Origin of the sequence: Nocardia farcinica (assembly GCF_029867845.1) — a bacterium.
Classification (GTDB): Bacteria; Actinomycetota; Actinomycetes; order Mycobacteriales; family Mycobacteriaceae; genus Nocardia; species Nocardia farcinica_A.
The window spans coordinates 1-3,083 of sequence record NZ_JARWRU010001325.1; the positions used below are offsets into that span (position 1 = coordinate 1).

Sequence of the window (3,083 nt, forward strand, 5' to 3'; positions counted from 1 at the left end):
CTGTTCGAGGCCACCGGCAAGGGCCTGCTCGCCCGCTTCGACTTCGCGGCGGCGGCCTTCACCGCCGAGCAGGTCCGCGGATTCGCCGAACACTGGGTGCGCGCACTCGGCGGCCTGGCCGAGCACGGCGCCCGTCCCGGCGCGGGCGGGCACACGCCATCGGACTTCCGTCTGGTGCGCCTGTCCCAGGCCGACCTGGACCGGTTCGCCGAGATCTACGCCGACCCGGCCGACGTGTGGCCGATGACCGCGCTGCAATCGGGCATGCTGTTCCACGCCCTGCTGGCCGACGCCTCCATCGACCCGTACATGCTCCAATTCGTGCTCGACCTGGACGGCCCGGTCGACGCGCCGAGGCTGCGCGCCGCCGCCCAGGCGGTGCTCGACCGGCACGCCAACCTGCGGGTCGCCTTCGCCGAGACCGCCGACGGCACCACCGTGCAGGTCGTGCCCGCGCGGGTGGAGGCGCCGTGGCGGCAGATCGCGCTGGACCACCTCGACCCGGCGGTGATCGCCGCCGAGGCCGAGCGCATCGAGAACGCCGAGCTGGCACAGCATTTCGATCCGCGCACCGCGCCGCTGCTGCGCTTCACGCTGCTGCGCACCTCGCCGGAGCGCTACCACCTCGTGGTCACCAGCCACCACATCCTCATCGACGGCTGGTCGGTGCCGCTGCTGTTGCGCGAGCTGCTCACCGGCTACGCCTTCGGCCCGCACTCGCGGGAGCTGCCGCCGGTGCGGCCCTACCGTGACTACCTGACCTGGCTCGCGCGCCAGGACCGCGAGGCGGCGCTGGCGGCGTGGAAGTCGGCGCTGGCGGGCGTCACCGAGCCCACCCTGCTCGCTCCCCGGCCGGGGCACGAGATCTCCGCGGGCATCGGCGAGGCGGGCTTCGCCATGTCCACCGCCCAGACCGAGGCGCTGACCAAGCTGGCCGCCCGCGTCGGCGTCACCGTCAACACGGTGGTGCAGACCGCGTGGGCGCTGCTCGTCGGGCGCAGCACCGACCGTGACGACGTGGTCTTCGGCGCCACCGTCTCGGGCAGGCCCGCCGACCTGGACGGCGTGGAGACCATGGTCGGCCTGTTCCTCAACGCTGCGCCGGTGCGGGTGCGTCTCACCCCGACCAGCAGCCTGGACGAGCTGCTGCGCACCGTGCAGGACGAGCAGACCGTGCTGTTGGACCACCACCACGTCGGCCTGAGCGAGATCCAGGAGGCGATCGGCCTGGAGTCGCTGTTCGACTCGCTGGTGGTCTTCGAGTCCTACCCGGTCGACGCCGAGGGGCTGCGCCGGATCAGCGAGATCGACGGCATGCGGGTCAGCGGCGTGCACGTCACCGACGGCACGCACTACCCGGTGACGGTGATCGTCGCCCTCGGTGACCAGCTGCGGGTGCAGCTCAAGTACCTGCGCGACCTGTTCGAGCCGGAGGCCGCCCAGACGCTGGCCGCGCGCCTGGCCGCGTTGATCGGCAAGTTCGTCGCGGTGCCGCACGCCCGCGTCGGCGAGGTCGACGCACTGCTGGCCGACGAGCGGGCCGCGCTGTTCGCCCGCAACTCCACCGTGGTGCCCGAACTGCTCGACGACGCCACCCTGCTGCGGCTGTTCGACGAGCAGGTCGCCCGCACCCCGAGGGCCACCGCGCTCATCGAGGGCGACAGCGTGCTCGACTACGCCGAGCTCGACCGCCGCTCCCGGGTGCTGGCCACCGCGCTGGCCGATCTCGGGGTGGCGCCGAGGGAACTGGTCGCGGTGGCCATGCGCCGCGGCATCGACCTCGTGGTCGCCGTCTACGCGGTGCTGCGCGCCGGCGCGGCCTACGTCCCGGTCGACCCGGACCATCCCGACGAGCGCAACGAGCACGTCCTCGCCGGCGCCGCCCCGAGCTGCGTGCTCACCCGTTCCGGCGACGGTTTCACCGCGCGGACCGACATCCCGGTCGTGGAGATCGACGCCATCGACCTGGCGGGCACGCCGCCGCACCCGGGCAGCCGCACCCTCGCCGACGACCTGGCCTACGTCGTCTACACCTCCGGCTCCACCGGCAGGCCGAAGGGCGTGGCCATCACCCACCGGCAGATGGCCAATCAGCTCCGCTGGGCCCAGCTGACCCACCCGCACGAGCGCGGCGACGTGGTGCTGCACAAGACGCCGATCACCTTCGACATCTCCGCCTGGGAGCTGTTCTGGCCGTTGCAGACCGGCGCGGCCGTGGTGATCGCCGAACCCGACGGCCACCGCGATCCCGCCTACCTGGCCAGGGTGGTCGCCGAACATCGCGTCACCACGGTGCATTTCGTGCCCTCGATGCTCGACGCCTTCCTCGCCGACATCCGGCCGGGCAGGCGCACCACGCTGCGACGGGTGTTCGCCGCGGGCGAGGTCCTGTCCACCGAGACCGCCGCGGTCTTCGCCGAGCGGCTGCCCGGCGTCGACCTGCTCAACTGGTACGGCCCGGCCGAGGCGACCGTGGTCACCGAGCACCTGGCCGACCCGGCCGAGGGCGGGGCGAGCGTGCCGATCGGCACCCCGGTCGCCAACACCCGCGTGCACGTGCTCGACCGCCAGCTGCGCCCGGTGCCCGACGGCACCGCGGGCGAGCTGTACATCGCGGGCGTGCAGCTGGCGCGTGGCTACCACGGCGCGCCCGGCCTGACCGCCGAACGCTTCGTCGCCCGCAACGGCGGTGAGCGCATGTACCGCACCGGCGACGTGGTGCGCTGGCGGCGCGACCAGGACGGCCGCGCGGTGCTGGAGTACCTGGGCCGCAGCGACTTCCAGGTCAAGCTGCGCGGCCAGCGGATCGAGCTCGGTGAGATCGAGGCGGTGCTGCTCGGCCACGAGGCGGTGCGCCACGCCGCGGTCTCGGTCGTGCAGGCGCCCGCGGGCGAGCGGCTGGTGGCCTACGTGGTGCCCGAGGAGGGCGCCGTCGTGGTGCCCGGCGCGCTGCTCTCGCACGCCAGGGCCGCGTTGCCGCCGTACATGGTGCCCGCCGCGGTGGTGGCGCGGGGCGCGCGGGCGCGCAACGCCCGCGGCCAGCGCGCCCGCCACCCGCGGCCCGGGGCCGCGCTGCCCGGGGG

General features: G+C 74.1%; 1 protein-coding gene. It reads left to right on the forward strand.

Annotation, left to right across the window (positions count from 1 at the left end; translation table 11 throughout):
• A partial coding sequence (locus QH283_RS29695; protein WP_280506221.1) for an amino acid adenylation domain-containing protein occupies positions 1-3,083 on the forward strand: 3,083 nt, incomplete at both ends.